The organism is Bacteroides xylanisolvens XB1A, assembly GCF_000210075.1.
GTDB lineage: Bacteria > Bacteroidota > Bacteroidia > Bacteroidales > Bacteroidaceae > Bacteroides > Bacteroides xylanisolvens.
Window position 1 is genome coordinate 819,900 of record NC_021017.1, and the last position, 4,082, is coordinate 823,981.

Genomic DNA, 4,082 nt, shown 5'->3' on the forward strand with positions numbered 1-4,082 from the left:
TTTTGTAGAATCCGGTAGTATGAGATGACGCTGTGGTAGTCTTCTTTGCAAAAGGATAGAACAGAGAGTTATAGTAGTCTATAGTCCAGTTTCCAAAATCAAATTGTCCAAGACTTGCATTTGTTCCATCTTCAAAAGGTCCAACTGCTAATGGACTGCCAATCATAACTTCCAACTTTGCAGCAAGGCGTTCTATCTCAAGAGTAGCCGGATTACTTTTCGCTGCATTCTGAGCTTGCGCTTCCGATTTATAGTCACTGACCAAAACAATCTTGTCCGATACATCGAGCAGACATTCATCTTTCCATGCATGATTGGATGGATCCGAATCGGAATCATCGTAGAATCCGACATTAATCATTGCACAACCATTGGAGTGTACAACCTCCTCTACCAGATAAGCATTGTTGGGCTTAGTATTGTTTTCAGGAACTGTAACCATTGCATTGATGGTAGCATAGGTTGCACCCTCTGAAAGGTTATCCAAGCGATCCTTTAATTGGTAACCCGGATTGGCTATAACAAGCAAATACTTAGTATTCGGATCCACTTTAACCGGAGTATTCGGAGTCGTAACTCCACTATTTGTTCCGAAAGAACCTGATCCCAATACCGTGGCATACTTAGTTGCCTTTTCATCCTTAGTCACCACCTTACCCGCATCGAACGTAATCACATAAAGCTCATTAATCGCGCTTTCTGCAGGCAAAGCCGGCTGTTCACCAGAAGCACGTGAACCAGGCACTTTTGGATTAGTCAGACTAATTGATACGTAAGCTACATCATAACCTGCTCCCCCTTCAACCTCCGGATTTTCCTCCAGATTCTCATTTGAACAACTTGCTAATGCCACAACGGCCAGCAACGAAACTAAAATTGATTTAATCTTTAGCATAATACAAAAAATTATTAGAATTAATACATATATAATTTCCCACTTAATTAGTAAGTTTTACTTACCATTTTTTCTCATCTCGGCAGCATTAGCCTTCTTCCTGACTAATTCTTCCAGATTGCCCCTAGCTGCATCCAGACCTAACTGCTCTGCGACCTTCAAATACTTCTTCGATAATTCATAATCTCCCTTCATTAACATTAATATTCCCATAGCATTATTATATTCCGGCAAATTCTTATTCGAATTCACCATACCCAGATAACGTTCGGCCGAAACCAAGTCATTGCGTGATAAAGCGGCAGTAGCAGCATTTATATTTGCAATCTCACTCTGCGGATACATCCGTACAGCCGTTTCGAACACATCAATAAACTCTTGCGAGCCTGTCGGATAGGTATTAGCCACCAGAAACATTTCATTCAAGCTCAAATTCTGCGGACGCGTCTTGATAATCTCTTTCGCTTCCTCCACACTAAAATTCCTCACTTCGTAATTCACTTTGCAGATAGCCACACGCAAACTTGGAAAAATATACTTCAACAAGTATCGGTAAGGTGTTCCTCCGTGAAGTTGCATCAGTTTTGTTTCTCTTCCTTTTTCAATAGGTATATTCCTGATAATAGCCAGCACTTCGTCTTTATATTCCAATTCGATTGTTTCAAGCGCCTTCTCCAGTCCGTCCCAGTTTTCACCTCCAAAGACAATGTAGTATTGGTTTCTCGGAAAATCGTATCTGTGTGCCAGATAATCCCGAAGCGCCATGGCACGCCCTTCAGACAGACGTTTGTTCGCTGCCAATGTTCCTTCCGGAGAAGCATAACCGATAATATCCAGACGGTTCACTTTCACATTCGGATCGGACTTCAGCTCATCGATCATCTTGCGGATTTTAGCTAGTTCCTGAGGGTTATTCATGTATTCGGGACGAATATTGACTTTATTCACCTCGAAATCCAGAAAACATTCTGCTTGAATATCCCGTTGTTTGATTTCTTCCACTTTCGGTTGCAGATAAGCAAACTGAGGAACCGCTACGTAAGGCGTCCATACACGTTCCAACGTCACTTTGCCAAACTCCTCTATGTTCATCAATGCCGTTTCGCCGCAACCACATTCATCACGCTGCACGTCCAAGCGCGCATCCTTCATCCATGATTCGAACGGAACCAGATATTGATACCGAATCGTATCATTTCTTAGTTTTCCAGCTTTTTCCACTATATATGGCTTCTCGTAGTTTCTTTTCTCTTTGGCGCTCATCAACGCAAGCTCACGCTCATACGCCAGATACTCGTCACGACCTTTAATAGAAACTTTCGGAAGATTCTGAGTACGTCCGGGAGTCACCAGCCGCGGAATAAAATCCATTCCCCGGGCAGATTTCACTTTCACATTATTCAAAACAAAATCTATATCGACATGAATAAAATCACCTTTCTGTTCCAACCGCACCGGATTCACAGTAATGACACCTTCGTAAGAGCGGGATTGAGCCATAGCTGTGTTTATATTCAGGCTGCAAACCACCAACATACACACAAGGAAACCTATTTTTCTTATTATCATACTCCTCATTATTTAATTACATAAATAAGTGACACACTTGCTTTAGTAGGCCCGAAATAGTTTTTGCTGCTTTCCTTTAGTCTCGTACCACAAGTAGCGCAAGGATACTTGTCATATACAATGTGCGCATATCCCACTCCGACAGATGTTTCTATACTCCAGCGTTTTTTCAGAATCCACGAATATCCTACGGAAAAGCCACCACCATAAAGATATCCTTGATAACGCGTATGCTGCATATTGTCACTGATAAAAGACCAGTCGGGCCATCCCCCTACATTGAAATCGGCATAATGTCCATGCATTCCGACAAACATACGGCGAAAACTCTCACAAAACCAGTAACGGACTTCAGGTTGTATTCCCCAATGACGGAGGCGTTTGCCGTCGGAAAGTTTCCACGGATTATAATTGACCGGAATATCCAGCGTCCATTTACGCGCCAGTCCGATCTCCAGTCCCAGATTCATGGTAGTAGTAGCGTCATATAGCAGATTGCTTTTCAGCGCAACCTTCTGGGCATGCCCCTCGGAAATGGCACATCCGAGCATGAATAATATGAGTATAGCAACTTTCTTCATTTATATCACATTTACTGTTGTTTATTGCCCCAATTGAGTAACATCTATTTTTATGCGTTGCACATTACTGATGCCCGTTTTAACGGAAGACACCATTGTTGTGAGATGTACGATTCCGTTTCTGGAATCCGCCTCTACATTGGGCAATACCTTAATATAGATCTTACCGTCTTCAACGATAATGCGTTCTTCTCCTGTATGTCCCTCCGGCATTACGGAAGAATACAGACGAATCCAATTTTTAGCACTTTCATCCACTTCGCCCGTAAGGCAGAAATAATCGATTTCATACACCTCCGAATTTAAATTTCCAGTAGGCATGAGCTGAAGTGTACTTCCCGTAGCAGGAACAGCTTCCCTTTGTCTAATATGAACTTCTTTTTCCAAATTTCCTGTTTTTAATGTTATAAATTCATGGGGATAGTTTCTTGAGTGTCACTATAAGACAGAGAGCCAAGCAAAGGATTGCTCAACGGCTTAGTCAACAACCTGGCATATATATCCGCACAAGTTGTCACCTTCGATGTTAATTGAAAGAGAGTGCCGGTCACATTCGACCCCTGCACACACATCACAGATAATAAAAAAATCAAATATAAAATACTGATTGTAAGTTTTGTTATTTCTCTCATTAATTCTCTAATATACTTTCTTCTACTTCTTGTATATCTCTCTTATTTCTCTTTTTGCTTTTCTCTCAGGACAATATTTTTGTCCAAATCTCATATTGCAAATTTCGGAATATTAAAGGAGATACAAAATTGTATTCATTTCTGTTACAGAGAATCAACTTAGAATAAAGAGGCTAATTATGCAGGTAGCGAACAAGAGGGTTACGAAATTCACAACAAAAATATTTAATATCCTCATTTCTTTCGATATGCGAACATTAAAAAAAATCCCAAGTTTCTCTCATAAAAACTTGGACAATGGAGGGAAGTTATAGTTTTCTGTGTCATTTAGACACAACTTAGGCACAAATTAGACAAAAGACATAGCTATTTTACAACAAAATAGCCCAATAACTTGTATAATTT

At 40.7% G+C, this 4,082-nt stretch carries 4 protein-coding genes; all 4 read right to left on the minus strand.

Annotation, left to right across the window (positions count from 1 at the left end):
- Positions 1-895 (minus strand): fimbrial protein (locus tag BXY_RS03305; RefSeq protein ID WP_243442470.1); only part of this gene is annotated, 895 nt, incomplete at its 3' end.
- Between the two features lie 57 nt (positions 896-952).
- On the minus strand, positions 953-2,464 hold the full coding sequence (locus tag BXY_RS03310; RefSeq protein WP_208946750.1) for a DUF3868 domain-containing protein: 1,512 nt from the start codon (positions 2,462-2,464) through the stop codon (positions 953-955).
- A gap of 8 nt (positions 2,465-2,472) precedes the next feature.
- The gene (locus BXY_RS03315) at positions 2,473-3,045 is read right to left on the minus strand and encodes a DUF3575 domain-containing protein (RefSeq protein WP_015531221.1); all 573 of its coding nucleotides are present in this window, start codon (positions 3,043-3,045) and stop codon (positions 2,473-2,475) included.
- A 21-nt stretch (positions 3,046-3,066) separates the two neighbouring features.
- Complete coding sequence (locus BXY_RS03320; RefSeq protein ID WP_009039657.1) at positions 3,067-3,432, minus strand: hypothetical protein; 366 nt, start codon at positions 3,430-3,432, stop codon at positions 3,067-3,069.
- Positions 3,433-4,082: the final 650 nt, after the last annotated feature.